General features: G+C 45.6%; 1 protein-coding gene. It reads right to left on the reverse strand.

Annotation, left to right across the window (positions count from 1 at the left end; genetic code table 11):
* The coding region (locus tag J1C48_RS18745) for a hypothetical protein (protein WP_207259520.1) at nucleotides 1–385 on the reverse strand (385 nt) is incomplete at its 3' end.
* Nucleotides 386–894: the final 509 nt, after the last annotated feature.

Raw genomic sequence — 894 nt, forward strand, 5'->3', positions numbered from 1 at the left:
CACGTGCCCAGCGTTCATTGTATGCTTTCGCATTACCGTCTTGTGCCCATGGGACCGGATAACCAAACCAGTCATGTCCAAATTGATTGACCCAATCTTCAAATGAACCATTTTTGGCGCGTTCGGCATAAATTTTTGCGTCTTTCCGAGCAGTTTTTGCAGCGCCATTTAGGACATCCCATCGAATGAGATGGCCGAAAGAGCTGCCCATGAAGCCCTGCCAAAACTCTTCTCTGGCTTTTTCGCTTTCGGCAAGCTCCTTAATCAGTCGAAACAACGCGACATATTGGTATAGATGGCTCTCGACATGCGCAAAATAGGAGCAATTGTTCTGTAAGTGCCCCTCATCGACAGTAATATCAGGATTTGCACCTGGACTGGCCATTCTTAGTCCATTCTCGTCAAATTATAGATCGGAATAACGTTAGTCTGAAAAAACTTGCTTCTCGCAAAAACAGTCAGGTCTCTCATGGCCAGCGGGATGACCGTCCCACAAAACTCAGAGGCTCCGGGGGCGATTTGTTCGAGAAGCGCCGATGCTTCAACAATTACGTTTAATGTTTCTTTGTCATTCAATTTATCTCCTGTTTTACCCAGAAGACTCCGTATATTATCAAGCCGATCGGAATGCGGAATGTCGATTTCGCTGATATCGCGCGCACGGATTACATCAAGAATGTCTCAAAATTCTTCTCTCTTGGCATTAAGAATGGTCTTATTTTCAATTTCGGCAGCAACCCACTCATCTGTCATAAGCTTCATCATGGCTGGCAGCTCCTTAATTCAGCTCGATCTTCCTTGCTTTGACAGTCATTCTTTCTTCTTTATTGATGATCAGCTTGACACCTTCGAGTGTGATCGTGCCGTCACGCTCCATCAAAATGCGCGACTTGC

It is taken from the genome of Jiella flava (assembly GCF_017349315.1).
Classification (GTDB): Bacteria; Pseudomonadota; Alphaproteobacteria; order Rhizobiales; family Rhizobiaceae; genus Jiella; species Jiella flava.